The following is a 15,354-nucleotide window of genomic DNA, read 5'->3' on the forward strand; positions in this document are numbered from 1 at the left end:
CCGGAAATGAGTGAACAGCGAAACTTGAAAGCACTAATCGCTGAAATGACTTTGGAAGAGAAGGCGAGCCTTTGCTCCGGACGCGATACCTGGCATCTGCAGGGGATCGAACGACTGGGGATTCCGTCGGTCATGGTTACAGACGGGCCGCATGGTCTGCGTAAGCAAAAGGCTACGGCCGATCACTTGGGGTTATTTAACAGCGTTCCTGCCACCTGTTTTCCATCCGCCGCAGGCGTTGCGAGTTCGTGGAACCGCAAGCTGATTGAAGCGATGGGGGAAGCCCTTGGGAAGGAATGCCAGGCAGAGAATGTGGCCATTCTGCTTGGGCCGGGGGCTAATATCAAGCGCTCACCACTATGCGGACGGAATTTCGAATATTTCTCCGAGGACCCTTATTTGTCTTCGGAGATGGCGGCCAGCCATATTCGGGGTGTGCAAAGCCAAGGTGTGGGCACTTCGCTCAAGCACTTTGCGGCGAACAATCAGGAGCATCGCCGAATGACTTCCGACTCTGTCGTTGATGAACGGACGCTGCGCGAAATTTACCTGGCCAGCTTTGAGGGTGCGGTGAAGCAGGCACAGCCTTGGACGGTCATGTGCGCCTACAATCAAGTGAATGGCGAATTCGCCTCGGAGAACGAACGATTGCTGACGGATATTTTGAAGGAAGAGTGGGGACATGAAGGATTTGTCGTATCGGATTGGGGCGCGGTCAATGATCGGGTCAAGGGGCTTGCAGCCGGGCTTGAGCTTGAAATGCCGTCCAGCAGTGGAGAGGGGACTGCGCAAATCGTTGAGGCCGTAAGGAACGGAGAACTCGACGAAGAAAAGCTGGATGCCGCGGTAGAACGTTTGCTTCGTGTCATCTTTCAGGCGGCAGATCAACGGCGGCCTGACGCTGCCTTCGATCCGGTACAACATCACCGGCTGGCTCGTGAGGTGGCACAGGAAAGCATGGTTCTGCTGAAAAATGAAGACGGAATTCTGCCGCTGAAGCGCAGCGGAACGATCGCTGTTATTGGCGCTTTGGCGAAACAACCGCGCTATCAGGGAAGCGGCAGTTCGCAAATTAACCCTACCTTTCTGGATGATATCACGGAAGAAATAGCTACATCGGCCAGAGATGCAGAAGTGGTGTATACACCGGGGTACGATTTGAAGGAGGAGGAGACTTCTCCTCAATGGCTGGAACAAGCGAAGCAGTTGGCGGCCTCGGCTTCCGTCGCGGTACTATTCGCCGGTTTGCCGAACAGTTATGAGTCGGAAGGTTTTGACCGCAAGCATTTGCGGATACCGCAAAATCAGGCAGCTCTAATTGAGGCTGTGGCCGAGGTGCAGCCCCATCTGGTCGTGGTGCTATGCAACGGCGCGCCGGTAGAAATGCCGTGGATCGGTAAAGCGAAGGCGGTATTGGAAGCCTATCTTGGCGGCCAAGCGCTCGGCGGGGCCGTTGCCGATCTCCTCTTTGGCGTAGTGAGCCCATCCGGCAAGCTGGCGGAGACGTTCCCTCTCCAGCTTAGCGATAACCCTTCGTATCTGTTTTTTCCGGGGGAAGGAGACAAGGTCGAGTACCGTGAAGGCCTGTTTGTCGGCTATCGTTACTACGATAAAAAGAATCTCACTCCGTTATTCCCGTTTGGGTATGGCCTGAGCTACACTACTTTTGAATATTCCAATTTAATTGTGGATAAGAAACAACTGAAGGATATAGAGAAGCTTCAGGTATCGGTGGATGTGACCAATACCGGTTCGTATACGGCCAAAGAAATCATTCAGCTGTATATCCGCGACAAAGAGAGCACGGTCATCCGGCCGGATAAAGAGCTGAAGGGCTTTGATAAAGTCGAGCTGGTACCCGGAGAAACGAAAACGGTAGTATTTGAACTGGATTACCGGAGCTTTGCCTACTATGATGTGGAGAGTAAGGATTGGATGGTAGAGACGGGGGAGTTCGACATTTTGATCGGAAAATCCTCCAGAGATATCGTGCTGACAGAAACGGTAAGCGTATACTCGACAACCGAGCGGAAGCTCCGCTATCACCGCAACTCCACCATCTCCGACCTGTTGGCATCGGAAAAAGGAGCCGCCTTTGTACAGAATTATATCCGCATGCTTCCGTTCGCCGCTGCTGTTGAGGAGTCCCATTCCGAGATGTTAAAGGCTTTTATGGAGTTTATGCCCCTGCGCGGACTGGTTTCCTTCAGCGGCGGCAAATTTACTGAAACGCATTTGAAGGAATTGCTGGATGAGCTGAACATAGAACCCGAGAGTGATAGATAAATTTAAAATCGGAAGCGCGAAAACAGCCGGTCTTTCGGACCGGCTGTTTTTTTGACATTATAATCAAAGATCGCTTCTCTGGTGGATCAAAAATAGCATTTTGTGATCGTTTCTATTTTTTGCCGAATATAAGCTACAGCCTCGATAGGCTCCACGATTTTTGCTTCTCCCCCTAAGGGCCAAACCAAATCCGCAAAAAATTCGATTTTCTGAACGGGAATCCGCATGCGTAAAGTCCCACTTCCATCTTCATGAACTGCTATGTGAGAACTGAACCAGACGTTGGTTTCAAGTGAACGTACGCCTTCCTCTGTTAGATCGACGATCAAATCGCTCTGCTGATTAAAGCGGATCAAATCCGGTGTGATCCAATCAAATACCGATCGTCCGCTCAGATCCTGCCGGTCATGAAAGGCATCGTTCAAACTTGCTGAGCTGATTCGGTCTGCGCGAAAAAGCCGGTAGGTCTGGCGGAGGAAGCAATAGGCCGGACAATACCAGTATCCTTCGCTCGCATAGAGACCGACGGGCTGAATATCTCTTTGCGTGACGCCATCGCCGGATTTATACGCAATGGTCACGACGCTGTCGTTCATGATCGCTTGCAGCAGGGTCTGGAGGCAGTCGGCAGACATCGTCCGATGAGGATTCCAGATGACCACCCGATTCCGCAGCCGGTCGATCTGCTCCTTCGCATCGGCAGGCAAGTAGTGATAAAACTTGTGAATCGCCGAAGCCGCACTCTCGTCAAAGGGAACGGAACCAAAGTACTGCAGGGATTGGCAGGCAAAAAATACGGCGACCGCTTCGTTCTCTGAAAAGGCAATCGGCGGAAGCATCCTTTCTTGAAGCAGCCGGTAACCGCCGCCGCGCCCCTGCACGGAATAGATCGGAAACCCTACCTCGCTCAGTTCCTGCAAATCCCGGGTAATCGTCCGCGGAGACAAGCCGAACTCGTCGGCAAGCTCCCTGACCGTAAACGACCTTTTGGCGTTAATCACCATCATTAATTGAATCAGGCGCTGTGATTTGATCAATACACGCTCATCCCTCGCCACATATTTTTCTTCCATATTATCACATGAAATAAGCCAAGTTCTGGCTTATTTAGGTGTTATATTCATGCTCGTAATGATCCTCTGCCCCGAAGAAAGGATGAGAGACATGAATCCGGAAGTATCCCGCATCAAGGATTTGCTGTTTGAAGAGATGGAGCTTGCGCTCACGACAACTGCCTCGCTGCTCTCCATGATCGAGGAGGAGCACTGGGAGTATCGTCCTCGCGAGAACATGCGGAGCTTAATCGAGCTTGCCCGCCATCTTGTTCTGGTCCCCGAGCAAGAACTGGCCATTTTGCAGGAACGGCCCATGGAGCAGGTTAGAAGTCTGGTCATGTCCGTTATGCATGTAAAAGACGCAGCCGCCCTGTCAGAGGTCATGTATCGCGGAGTCGCAGCGTTAAAAGACTACATGAACAACTTGGATGAGGCAGACCTGCTGTACAAATCGACCGCCCCTTTTTTTGCCAAGCACCAGCCGTCTGTTCAGATCAAATGGTTGATCGAGATTACGACGCATATCTATCACCACCGCGGCCAAATGTTTACCTATATGAAGCAGCTTGGCATCCCGGTTTCGATGTATGATCTGTACGGACCGGCGTCAAAATCATGGACGTTATGAACCCTAGGCGGGAAATAGATGTGTAGTTGGAACAGAGTGGAAGAAGTAGAAAAACCGGCACAAAGAGTGCCGGTTCCATGCAACGCCGGGTTGCTAAAAAACCATAGATACATAATAGTTTATAAAAAAATTGAAAATAAGTCTATTCCTTTTTTGGGATAGATTGTATGTTATATAAGCGACCGCGGCGCAAATACGTTAAGGGAGATCCTACATGGAGCCATATTATTGGGATGGTCAAATCGAGTATTTAAAAAGGTCTACTGCCTTGTATTATAACGATGATTATATTGATTTTCTGATTCATCGCGTATGGAACTTTGTTGATCCCGTTCGAATCGTAGATTTTGGATGTGGGTTTGGGCATTTGGGGATCCGATTGCTGCCTCTGCTGCCAGCCGGTTCGGAATATGTCGGTGTCGATGCCGGTGTTAAGCTGATAGAGCACGCAAGAGAGCTTTTTCGAAATCTACCATACCGTTCGGAGTTCATTGCCGCGGATTTTAACTCGGTATGCTTTGAGGAGGAATTTGATCTTGCCGTATGCCACGCGGTGCTGCTGCATATGAACGACCCGCTTAGCACACTGAAAAGAATGAAGGCCTCTGTCAAACCTGACGGAAAAGTTGCTGCATTCGAACCTCATTGGATCGGAAATAGTGCAGGTTTCCACTTGGATGGCATTGATCAATCCACGGTGATCCCATTGGGGCAGTTGCAGGAGTTGTTTGAACGAGACCTGAGACGTACCGGTAAGGACGGAAACATCGGAATCAAGCTGCCTTTATATTTCAATCGGTTAGGGTTACGCAATGTCCAATGCCGAATGAGCGATAAAGTAAATATTTATGATCCCACAGCGAAGATAGGTGCGGATATTTATGAAGCTATGCAGTTCAGTAGCCCGGGGGAGCGTTCAGCATTTATTGATAGCCTGTTAGAGAGAGGAATGTCAATGGAAGAGGCCATCCGACAATATGAATGTGAAAATGCAATGTCGGAGTTATTTACCTCATCAACAGCGGCCATCTATGCAGCGGGTATGAAAATCACCTTCGGAACGGTGTGAGGGATAATCCACACAATAAAAACTATGAAGCAGATCAAAGCAGCGGATCCCAACGATCGGCTGCTTTTTTTCGCTGATCGTTCCGGATAACCTCATTTTATAACGCACTGTATGGTACAATTTGGAATTATGAGAACATCTTTGGGGAGGTAACATGCGCTTAAAAGCATGCATATTGATCATCTGTTTCGTCTTAACGGGATGTTTTGCAGAGAGTAAGGAAACGACGTCACCTGAGAAGGAATCTAGCCCTGCCAAAATAGAGCTGGTGCCCGTTGATTTGTTCAAGGGGGAGGCAGCCAAGTTTCAGCCATTCCTAGGCCCGATGTCGGGTGCATTTAAACTGAAATATGAGGGGAGCAAGCCAAACGCTAATTTGGATATAGACATCTGGAAGGACGGGCGGAGAGTAGATTCTCTAGGCTGGATAGGGGATGTGTTTTACAGTCCTGATGAGGAGAAGAATAACGAAATAGAAGTGATCATATCCATTGACACGGTATTCATGGGGGAGAAGGACGAGTCCGCAGTCATTAAGGTAGGCATTGTTAATCGCTCGGGAACAGACCTAACCACATTTCAGATTCCTTGGGACAAAAAGCTGGCGGCCCGAGGATTAATCCAGGATGCGGAGCCGCGTTCGTTTACGCCCGATCAGGCCGTGCATGTGTTTGGCATGCAAGCCACAAGCTCCAATACCATGCGTACATCGGATCTTTCAACGGAATCGTTAAGCCAAACGGAATGGGCGCTCGTATTCTCCTTACAGTTTGAGGAGTAGTAACCTTTAAGGTAAAGTTCTAGCGTGTTTCCTCATTTCTTATGAAACTTTATATTCACAAGGAGAAATCATGGACCCCCAAGTAAAATTAATGTTCCTGAACGAGCATGCCGCAGAAGGAGCTGCCCGGTTTGGCGTTAGCCCAGAGGAGCTGACTTTCATCGGAGGCTTTCAGAACTTTATTTTTTCCTACATGAAGGGCGATTCAAAATATATCCTTCGTTTCACCCCGAGCACGCTTCGCACATGGAAAGGACTTGCGGCTGAGATCGAATGGATTCGTTATCTTTCGGCGAATGGACTTTCTGTTTCAGAACCGGTATCTTCAATGGACGGGAAAGACATCGAACAGGTGCAAGGAAATGCCATTGATTTCTACGTGACGTCATTCAAGCACGCGGTTGGTCGTAAAATCGGGTACCCGGAGTGTTTAGGAAATGCCATGCTTTATGAACAATGCGGACGCATCACCGGCCGTCTTCACGAACTGTCGAAGCGTTATAAGCCAATTCTCAGAAGACATACTTGGAAGTCTAATGAATACCTCTTGCAAGCCAAAAATGTGCTGCCCTCAGAGCATCAACCAATTCTTCAGGCCCTGGATGAGCTTAAAGCACAGCTGGCTGTCCTGCCAGCTTCAGAGGATCAATTCGGTTTGATCCACGGGGATATTAATGTCGGGAATTTTATGGTGGATGAAGCTGGAGGAATCATACTTTTCGACTTCGACGAATGCCAGTACAGCTGGTATGTCGAAGACATCGCCGTCCAGCTTTATTATTTGCTGTATGTTTATGGGGAGGATTCGAAATCCGAGCGGAAAGCGCAATATGAACTTTTCGTTAGACATTTCGTGCGTGGCTATACCGAGGATGGACGTACTATGCCTGATGGCTGGAAAGACCAACTGCCGCTCTTCCTTATACTGCGTGAAATCATTGTATTCGTCGGTATGCACCGGAGCTGGGATTTACGTGAACCAGACGGTTGGACCCGCGACTTTTTGCAGGATAGTCGGATGCGGATCACGAAAGGAATGTCGTTGATTGATGAGTTCTTTTAAACGTTCAAAAATCATTTATGAAGCCCCAATCGCAGTTTAAGGAGTAGATATTGGAATGGAGCGGCTACTCCACCCTTGGAATGCAAAAAATACACTCATTGCGAATCATATTTTTGCTTCGAAATGACTCAGGCTGCCGTTCATTAACGGCAGCCTGTTCAGCGTTAAAAAGATCTGCATGATTCCATGATGAGGACGTTGTCGGATGCGTCGGTGCTACCGAAGTCGCAGCCCGCCGTCCACCTCCAGCACGGTTCCGGTCACAAACGTGTTATCAATTAAGTAACGGACCGCTTTGGCGATATCCTCCGGCTGGCCGATTCTGTTAACCGGGGATTTCTCCTTGTAAAAATCATGCGCAGCGTTTTTTTGATCTTCCGGCAGCCAATTCCACCAAGGCGTATCTACGACGCCAGGAGATATGGCATTAACGCGCACAGGAGCAAGCTCTTGTGCCAATATGGGAACCATAGACTCTAAGGCGGCGTTAATCGCGGTGAGTCCGGCATTGCCGGGCGCGTAGGAACGGGCTGATATCGATGTGAGGAAGGTGATCGAGCCGCTGCCGCTCAACGTATTCAGGCTGAGCTGGGCAGACATCACTTGCGGCCAAAACTTGGCATCGAACCCTTTGCGCAATTCATCGAGTGAGAGTTCACGGAAGTTTCCGCCGCCTTTAGCCCCCGAGACCGCAATGACCAGGTGGTCAAAGCTTCCTTGACGTTCATAGAAAGATTTCAGATCATCATACGAAGCTGCATTGAGCTGCTCTCCTTTCGCACCCTGACCCAGATGCTGAAGAGCGGTCTCCAACTTGGCCTGATCCCGCCCCGTGACGACGACGTCAGCACCCATTTCGACCAACAACCGGGCTGATGCCAGCCCCATTCCCGATGTTCCGCCCATAATAATGGCACGTTGACCTTTTAAAGATTGTTCCATTGGATCGACTCCTCACTGTGCTTGATTGAAGTTCTGGTTTGAATTATAATATATTACGTAACGTTCTGTAAATAAATTATTTTAAGGGAGTTATCATGGATACTGAGCAAGACAAAACGACAGCTGTAGGTCGGCCAAGAAGCCAAAAAGCGTATGAAGCCGTGATGAAGGCGGCTCTTGACCTTCTCAAATCGGGCGGGTACCCGAGCTTAACGATGGAAAAAATCGCAAAAGAGGCCGGTGTTGGAAAACCTACGTTATACCGCTGGTGGCCAGGTGTTCCTTTTATCGTGATGGAGGCGCTGAAACTACACGTGAACACGGAGATCGGCCTGCCGGATTCAGGCCATCTCAAGAGCGATGTGCGTGAATATTTAAGCCGGACGTTCCGTTCCCTGTTAGAAGGAATGGATGAAATCGTATGCAGTTTGATGGCGGAAGCCCAATTTAACCCTGAATTTGCCGCAGCCTTTCGTGACAACTTTATCTTTTCGCGCAGAGCAGCCTTGATTCGGTTGTTGGAGCGGGGACAGCAGCGTGGCGAATTGCCAGAGGATGCAGATTTGGAGCTTATCGCGGACTTGTGTTATGGACCGATGTGGTACAGGCTTCTGAACCGGCATTCGACACTGGAGGATCCTTTTGTGGATAACCTCGTATCGTACTTATTCGATTCCCCGCGTCCGAAGAACTAAAAATAAATTTGCCGGCTGATTTCAATAAATCGGCCGGCTTTTTTTGCATGGCGTTAAACACTTGCAGCGTCCCGTATCTTGGTAAAAGGTCATCCAGTTTGGCACCCGATCAGGATCAATGGGTAGACAGATACAACAAAATCATTTATGTTATTACTTATTAAAAGTATTTTAATAAGTCCGGAAAGGGAGGTTGGCGGTAATGAATCCCGTGACGAACAATACGATGCGAGTCAAAAAGATGAATCAGGAGCTCGTGCGGCAAGCGCTCAAATCGATGAAGCAGGGTACCAAATCGATGGTGGCGCAAATGACCGGATTAAGCGTGGCGACCTGCGGCAGCATTCTGAACGAAATGCTGGAGACCGGTGAACTGCTCGAGCTGGACAGGGAGGAATCGAGCGGCGGCCGTCCGGCCAGACTGTATCAGTATAATGTGAACTATGCTTATATCGCCTGCGTGATCATCCGGGCCGGCGTGAAGGTGCACTCCCTCACGTACAGGGTCGCTAACCTGGCCGGTGAAGCGGTAGAGGAAGGGCAGCAGGAAGCGGGCCGGATCGATGCTGCAGCGATTGAGAAACTGATCGACGGGCTCATCTCCCAATACCCGCAAATCCGGGCGGTTGGGATCGGCGTTCCGGGTGCCGTTTATCAGGGCGTCATCAATGTCAGCGATATTCCTGAACTGATTCATGCCCCGCTGGAGGCGATCATTCGCGACAAGCACGGGATCGAAGTCATTATGGAGAATGACATGAACTCGACCGTGTACGGCTTTTACCGAAAGCAGGACTACGACACCGAGAAGTCGATTGCGGTTGCGACGTTTCTCGAAGGAAGCTTACCAGGCGCCGGGCTAATCGTCGATGGGCATATTCATCGGGGGAATACCCGCTTTGCCGGTGAGATCGCCTTTTTACCTTATGGCATTTCGCAGGCGGAGCAGCTGCGGCAGCTGCACGACCGAGAGACCTTCCATTCCCTGGCTGCGCATGCGGTGTCCAGCCTGATTGCGGTCGTGAACCCGGAGACGATCGCTCTGACGGGAAGTCTGGTGCAGGCAGATGATATCCATCTGATCCGCCAGGAATGCCTGAAGTATATCCCGGAGATGCATATGCCGCAGTTGGCGCTGCTGGAGCATCCGGATGAGGACTACATGTACGGGCTGACGACCATGACGTTGGAAAGCCTGGCTTATTCCCTGCAGTTGGTAGAGAAGCGGAGGTGAGGGTCAGCCTAATGACATCTGTGAAAAGTAAACCGCATCCGGGAACGGTCCGTAATATTCTGTTTCTGCTGTTTGCCCTGCCGGGTTTATCCTTTGCGTCATGGGTATCCCGCACGCCTGACGTTCGGGACACGCTTCAAGTCTCCACCGCCGGAATGGGGATGATTATATTTGCGATTGCCGCCGGCTCTTTGTTCGGTCTGCTTACGTCAGGTTCGATCGTAGCCCGGAAAGGCGCACGATTTGTCATCCTGATCAGCTCTTTGCTGATTGTGGTTGGCTTCGTCGTTGCGGGAATCGGCACGTCGCTGGCTTCGATACCGGTGGTTATTATTGGCCTAATCATTTTCGGGGGCGGCTATGGTACGGCGGAGGTTGCGCTCAATGTGGAGGGCTCAGCTGCGGAAAAGGCCTTGAACCGGACGCTCTTACCGGCGTTTCACGGCTTTTTCAGTGTGGGGACGCTTGTGGGCGCAGCACTTGGCGCCGCCGCCGTCGCCATCCATCTTCAGGTGATGGTCCATTTCACGATCCTCGCCTTAATTATGGCGGCAGCTGTACTCTATGGCTGGCGTTACCTGCCTGAGGGGTCGGGGAAGGAACCGGCGAATGCTGGAGGACCTAAAGGATCGGCGATTCAGCAGCAGTTAAGGATGTGGACGGAGAGGCGCACCTTGCTGATTGGAATCATCGTTCTGGGCATGGCGTTTGCCGAGGGTTCCGCCAATGATTGGCTGCCGCTGACCATGGTGGATGGCTACGGGGTAAGCTCGCTGACAGGTTCATTTATTTACGGATTGTTCGTTGCGGCGATGACGCTGGGACGGTTTACGGGCGGATGGATTCTGGACCGTTATGGCCGGGTGCCGGTGTTATCCGGATGCGCCGTGGCAGCCATTTTGGGGTTATCGCTGGTGATCTGGGGTCCGAATGAAGTTGTGGCCTCCATAGGCGTCGTCCTGTGGGGACTTGGAGCTTCCCTTGGTTTTCCGGTCGGACTGTCGGCGGCGGGGGATGATCCTCATGGCGCTGCCGCAAGAGTCGGAGCTGTGGCGACTACAGGCTACATCGCTTTTCTGGTGGGCCCGCCTGCGCTGGGCTTCCTTGGAGAGCATTTCGGGTTATTGCACGCACTGATCGCGGTGCTGATCGGCATTGGGATCGCAGGTTCTCTGTCTAGAGCAGCCAAACCCGTGCAGCAGCACCCAACATTACATCAAGATGAGAGGGGACTTCACTCCTAAGATGAAAACAGAAAAACAAAAGATGCTGGACGGCGAATTGTACGTCGCTGCCGACCCTGAATTGACGCGGGAGCGGGCATATGCCCGGCAAATGACCCGCATATACAACCAGACGACCGAAACGGATGAAGCATTGCGGCTGAAAATTCTGAAGGAGCTGCTGGGTTCAACCGGGAACTTCCTGGCGATGGAGCCCAACATCCGCTTTGACTATGGCTACAATATTCATGTCGGTGAGCATTTCTACGCCAACTTTGACTGTACCATCCTGGATGTGTGCGAAGTGAGGATCGGGGACAACTGCTTGTTTGGGCCCGGGGTTCATGTCTATACCGCGACTCACCCGGTGGACCCGTATGAAAGGAACAAGGGGCCGGAATATGGCAAACCCGTAACGATCGGCGACAATGTATGGGTCGGCGGGAGGGCGGTCATCAACCCGGGCGTAACGATCGGCAACAACGTCGTCATCGCTTCCGGAGCGGTCGTGACCAAGGATATTCCGGACAACATGATCGTGGGAGGCAACCCGGCGAAATTCATTAAAACGATCGAAGCCTAAGTTGTGATAAAAAAAGAATCGCCCGTGCGGAAAACGGCCGCCGGGCGATTTTTTCATACCGGAAAAAGGGTTATCTCAGTGAGACGCCCACATGCACACAGCCCGTCGATTTAAGCTTAGTTGCTTATGGGAGCAAAGTGATCCTCGAGTTTCACATTCGAGAATTTGGCAAAGTTTAATTGCTCGATCGCATTGGCCACATCGTTGCTGTCTACGGCAAAACCGACATAGACCGAATCCTTCATCGCGATGGTTCTCTGACCGATCGGCTTCCATTCCTTGCCGTCCGTCGATCCGTAGGCGTAGAAGGTGTCGCCGTTCCGGCTGAGCTTGAGCCAGTAGCCCTGCTCGACGCCGCCGATTTTGAACGGAATGTCGGGAACCAGCTGAATACCGGCTTCCTGCGCGCTGGATGCGCTGTCCAATGTTTCGGTCAACGGATCAAAGCCTGAGCCCTGCTGATCTCTTCCCGTTAGATAAGCCGACCAGCTTGTTTCTTTGGACAGCTTCACCCAGGATAATCCAAGGGCTGCAGCGGCGCTGTTATCCTGTAAATCATCCCGGATCATCAGTCCGGTAAAGGCATGATTGTCAACCGCTCCGATGGCTTGCAGCTTCGCGGTGAACTCCATGTCTCCGGTCATTTCCTTATATACAAAATGAAAATCGTCTTTCGCAGCATCGTATTCCGGCGATTGCTCGGTGCTTCCTTCGCTCGTTCCCAGCTTGCCGTTGCCTTTAACGGTGATTATGCCGTCCGTCAGACTTCCGGTTCCTTTCATGTCCGGGCGGCCGATATCGGCCGATGCCCAGCCTGCATCAGCCAGCGAGCGCGGGGCCGTGTTGACATGGATGGTGGCTGCGGTCGTTTGGGTCGCATTTCCGTCCGTGTCCGTCACTCTGGCCGAAATATTGTAGGAAGCATCCTGAAGACCCTTGATGGTATACACATAGGCGCGGCCTTTTTTCACCGCTTCTCCAAGGTACTGCGATCCGTTGTATACGGCCACATTCTTGATTTTATTGCCGAATTTGGAGGAGGCTTTGACGTTGACCTCAATGTCCTCTCCCAGAGCAAACTGCGCATTGTTCGCTGGCGCCGCAAGCGTGGCATCCGGATTTTCGGCCGCATGGTCCATGTCGGCCAGGCTGTTGAGGTACAGTTCAAGCCAGGTGTATCCCGTGCCGGTTATCGTCTTATAGGCATCTTGAATGCCCCAGATGTTGTTTTTCTTTTCCCATTGGTCGTCGATCCCGTTCCGATTCGTATCAAAATCGGCGCCGCGCTGCTCCTCGATCACGCCGAACGGGGAGACATACCCGCCAACCTCATTTTCGGTGTTGATGTATCTGCCGAGGCCCTGCTCCACTTCCGCGACGATTCTGGCGTCGATGGCGTCGCGGCGCGGGTAGGTGGCACCCGCCTTCTGCAAAATGGCCTTCAGCAGCGGCTCGTTCGCTTTTTCCACGCCCTGCTGCACGTAATCGTCAAACGCCGGATTGGTCACCCTGTGATTGACTCCTGTGCTGTCCGCAGAGAGATACGGTTTGGACGCAAAGGTTGTCGGCTGGTCTCCGCTGGCGTCACCGGAGCTTTTCACCAATGGGGACGATCCGTCGAGCCATCCCGTCAGCTTGCCGTTGATCCGGTTCCCGGCGATATAGAAGCCGCCTAGCTTTTTGGATTCGCCCGCATCGATGACCCGGTCGGTCACATTATCCCTTGTGCCTGGACCGGCGATTTCGATATTGTTCATATAATTCGTAAAGGTGAATCCTCCGCCGTAGGTGCCGTTAAAGCCCCAGTTATAGATCACATTGTTGGAGAGCTGCACGACCGCCACGTGATCGGCATCCGCCGCGCCTGCATACCCGCCGCCGAGCCTTGGGTTCCGGGAAGTATGGCTGGCATACAGATTGTGATGGAACGTCGTTTTGTCTCCGCCGGCGATGCCGCCGTAGCCGTGTCTGCCTTTGGAATGCCCGGACAGGGTGAGGCTCTCCGAAATGAGGGACCATTGGACCGTGCCGTTTTCGCCCCTGTACAGCGACAGTGTTTCATCGGTATTCCAGCTGAAGGAGCAGTGGTCAATGATAAAATAGTTATTGTCCCTGCCCCAGAGCGCATCCATCGAATCGCTGCCGTTGTACACGTTGGTTGCCCCCGGCCGGAAGGAGAGATACCGGAGGATGATGTTCTCCGAGTTGCTGATGTTGGTGTCCCAACCTGCGAGGGTAATGCCGTTGCCCGGCGCGGTTTGCCCGGCGATGGTCAGGTTTTTAATGTTTTTCAACAGCAGGGAGCTTTCCAGCTCGATTGTACCGGATACGTTAAAAACAATGGTGCGGCCTTCTTTCGGCGTGGACATAATCCCGTAGCGAAGCGATCCCGGGACCGCCTTTTCGTTGGTGCCGTAATCCTCCAGGGTGGTGACGATATAGACGTCGCCCCCGCGGCCGCCGCTCGTATAAGCCCCGCCGCCTTCCGCGCCCGGAAAAGCGGGAATCGATGCGCCCGCAAATTTCTGCTCATCCGCCGATTGGGCCGAAACCGAACCGGAATGCGGCATTCCCGCAAATGGAAACGCTACCATAATACTCAACACAACAGCCATGCTTTTCATTCCTTTGTGCTTCTGCTTCATCCGCTTGCCGTGTAACATAAATGCACCCCTTACTGTTCGATTTGTCATTCGCTCACACTTTCTCCCTTCAACGGATATGGAGCAGGAAGCCCGGCGGAATGCGGTGTTCTCCGCTCCATGAAGCCGCTTACTGCTCTTACTTTAAATCTTTTAGGCTGCTTTTACCTGCCAAAAACGAATTTTTTTGTGCCAGAAGTTGCGCCCGGTGCTTGTGCAGATACAGACATCCATATTATCTTTTTCATAACAAACCACGCTTGGCTGCCAGGGTTCACATCAGACCGAAACGGGGGATCGCAATGAAAATCAAATACCAGCACAGGGACCCGCAGTTTCATTTATTCATTTCCACCAATAATACCTATCCTCTGCATCTGCATAAAAACGTCGAAATTGCCATGGTCCTGTCCGGCGACATCCGCGTCCACATCGATCAACAAGAGTACGTCCTCTCCGAAGGGGACATGGCGATCATTTTCCCTAATCAGCCGCACGGCTATCAAACCATTGACCACAGCCAAATCCTGCTGATCTTCTTTGACGCTTCATTTCCGGGGGATTACACAGGAGATTTGCTTCATTATGTTCCGGACCACCCGGTCGTCCACAAACATCCGGTCGTATCAGGCACCCTGACCAGCTTGTACAAGCTGTATCGCGAACCTGGCGACAGCCGATTGCTCAAGGCGTACACTTCGGTATTATTAGGGCATGTGCTGCCGCTGCTGTCCCTGAAAAGGGTGGATTATACGAAAGATATGGATCTCTTCCAAAAGATCCTTGCTTATATCGACCTTCATTTTCTGGAGGCCATCAACTTGGACACGCTATCCAAAGAGCTCGGGATCAGCAAGTTCCTCATTTCGCGAATTTTCTCCGAGCAGTTTCACGTCTCGTTCCGCGATTATATTAACGGCCAGCGGGCGGCCTACGCCCACATGCTGCTGCTGTCCACCGCCGATCCGGTCACCGAGATTGCGTTTGACTCCGGCTTCAACAGCTTGCGTTCGTTTTACCGCGTCTTCAAAAAGGAATACGGAATGACTCCGAACGAATTTCGCCGAAGCCTCCTGGAGGGGATGCCTAAGAACGAATCGGCTCGGTGAGTGAAGAAGGCGGGGGACAGGAGCATGGGGGGGATGACTCCCGT

The 15,354-nt window shown here is 51.8% G+C and carries 13 protein-coding genes; 10 read left to right on the forward strand and 3 right to left on the reverse strand.

Annotation, left to right across the window (positions count from 1 at the left end; genetic code table 11):
* Positions 1-6 precede the first annotated feature (6 nt).
* Positions 7-2,286, forward strand: coding sequence for a beta-glucosidase (locus ABID47_RS11055; RefSeq protein ID WP_354496608.1), 2,280 nt, complete (start codon positions 7-9; stop codon positions 2,284-2,286).
* Positions 2,287-2,372: 86 nt separating this feature from the next.
* On the opposite strand, the gene ABID47_RS11060 is transcribed toward ABID47_RS11055, so the two are convergent.
* Positions 2,373-3,323, reverse strand: coding sequence for a helix-turn-helix transcriptional regulator (locus ABID47_RS11060; protein ID WP_354496610.1), 951 nt, complete (start codon positions 3,321-3,323; stop codon positions 2,373-2,375).
* Positions 3,324-3,450: 127 nt separating this feature from the next.
* Here ABID47_RS11060 and ABID47_RS11065 point away from each other — a divergent pair, with 127 nt between their 5' ends.
* The 4 genes from ABID47_RS11065 to ABID47_RS11080 all read left to right on the forward strand — a co-directional run bounded on the left by ABID47_RS11065 (position 3,451) and on the right by ABID47_RS11080 (position 6,882).
* Positions 3,451-3,969, forward strand: a complete 519-nt coding sequence (locus ABID47_RS11065) for a DinB family protein (protein ID WP_354496612.1) — start codon at positions 3,451-3,453, stop codon at positions 3,967-3,969.
* 214 nt (positions 3,970-4,183) lie between these two features.
* Positions 4,184-5,038 carry a class I SAM-dependent methyltransferase gene (locus tag ABID47_RS11070; RefSeq protein WP_354496614.1) on the forward strand — a complete coding sequence of 285 codons (855 nt, stop codon included), beginning with the start codon at positions 4,184-4,186 and terminating at the stop codon, positions 5,036-5,038.
* 154 nt (positions 5,039-5,192) lie between these two features.
* Entirely contained in the window at positions 5,193-5,819 is a 627-nt protein-coding gene (locus tag ABID47_RS11075) for a hypothetical protein (RefSeq protein WP_354496616.1), read from the forward strand.
* Positions 5,820-5,889: 70 nt separating this feature from the next.
* Positions 5,890-6,882 (forward strand): phosphotransferase enzyme family protein, encoded by a 993-nt coding sequence (locus tag ABID47_RS11080; RefSeq protein ID WP_354496618.1) that lies wholly within the window; start codon positions 5,890-5,892, stop codon positions 6,880-6,882.
* Between the two features lie 216 nt (positions 6,883-7,098).
* On the opposite strand, the gene ABID47_RS11085 is transcribed toward ABID47_RS11080, so the two are convergent.
* On the reverse strand, positions 7,099-7,824 hold the full coding sequence (locus ABID47_RS11085) for an SDR family oxidoreductase (RefSeq protein WP_354496620.1): 726 nt from the start codon (positions 7,822-7,824) through the stop codon (positions 7,099-7,101).
* Positions 7,825-7,919: 95 nt separating this feature from the next.
* Between ABID47_RS11085 and ABID47_RS11090 the strand changes: the two genes are divergently transcribed.
* The 4 genes from ABID47_RS11090 to ABID47_RS11105 all read left to right on the forward strand — a co-directional run bounded on the left by ABID47_RS11090 (position 7,920) and on the right by ABID47_RS11105 (position 11,559).
* Positions 7,920-8,519 (forward strand): TetR/AcrR family transcriptional regulator, encoded by a 600-nt coding sequence (locus ABID47_RS11090; RefSeq protein ID WP_354496622.1) that lies wholly within the window; start codon positions 7,920-7,922, stop codon positions 8,517-8,519.
* A gap of 202 nt (positions 8,520-8,721) precedes the next feature.
* The gene (locus ABID47_RS11095; RefSeq protein ID WP_354496624.1) at positions 8,722-9,753 is read left to right on the forward strand and encodes an ROK family protein; all 1,032 of its coding nucleotides are present in this window, start codon (positions 8,722-8,724) and stop codon (positions 9,751-9,753) included.
* A gap of 11 nt (positions 9,754-9,764) precedes the next feature.
* Positions 9,765-10,997 carry an MFS transporter gene (locus ABID47_RS11100; RefSeq protein WP_354496626.1) on the forward strand — a complete coding sequence of 411 codons (1,233 nt, stop codon included), beginning with the start codon at positions 9,765-9,767 and terminating at the stop codon, positions 10,995-10,997.
* Position 10,998: 1 nt separating this feature from the next.
* Entirely contained in the window at positions 10,999-11,559 is a 561-nt protein-coding gene (locus ABID47_RS11105; RefSeq protein WP_354496628.1) for a sugar O-acetyltransferase, read from the forward strand.
* Positions 11,560-11,675: 116 nt separating this feature from the next.
* On the opposite strand, the gene ABID47_RS11110 is transcribed toward ABID47_RS11105, so the two are convergent.
* Positions 11,676-14,252 (reverse strand): Ig-like domain-containing protein, encoded by a 2,577-nt coding sequence (locus ABID47_RS11110; protein WP_354496630.1) that lies wholly within the window; start codon positions 14,250-14,252, stop codon positions 11,676-11,678.
* Between the two features lie 251 nt (positions 14,253-14,503).
* Here ABID47_RS11110 and ABID47_RS11115 point away from each other — a divergent pair, with 251 nt between their 5' ends.
* Positions 14,504-15,310, forward strand: a complete 807-nt coding sequence (locus ABID47_RS11115; RefSeq protein WP_354496632.1) for an AraC family transcriptional regulator — start codon at positions 14,504-14,506, stop codon at positions 15,308-15,310.
* The last annotated feature ends 44 nt before the right edge of the window (positions 15,311-15,354 follow it).

Origin of the sequence: Paenibacillus favisporus, from assembly GCF_040545415.1 — a bacterium.
Classification (GTDB): domain Bacteria; phylum Bacillota; class Bacilli; order Paenibacillales; family Paenibacillaceae; genus Paenibacillus_AQ; species Paenibacillus_AQ favisporus.